We start from the raw sequence: 224 nt of genomic DNA, 5'->3' as shown, positions 1-224 counted from the left end.
ACGGCCGACTCGGCGATCCCCGACTCCCTGGAGGAACGGTCGGCGCTGTACCGCTCCCTGCTGCGCGGCCGGCGGGTGCTGGTCCTGCTGGACAACGCCAAGGACGCGGCCCAGGTACGACCGCTGCTGCCCGGCACCGAGGGCTGCGCGGCGCTGGTGACCTCCCGGGTGCGGATGCTGGACCTCGCGGGCGCCCATCTGGTCGACCTGGACGTGATGTCCCC

Annotated in this window: 1 protein-coding gene; it reads left to right on the top strand. The window is 73.7% G+C overall.

Features of this window, described 5'->3' with window-relative positions:
- On the top strand, positions 1 to 224 hold a 224-nt coding region (locus IH25_RS38340), incomplete at both ends, for a hypothetical protein (protein ID WP_037656586.1).

The organism is Streptomyces achromogenes subsp. achromogenes (assembly GCF_000720835.1).
GTDB classification, from domain to species: domain Bacteria; phylum Actinomycetota; class Actinomycetes; order Streptomycetales; family Streptomycetaceae; genus Streptomyces; species Streptomyces achromogenes.
Note: the sequence above shows the minus strand (reverse complement) of the source record. Positions and strands in the feature narration are given on the sequence as shown.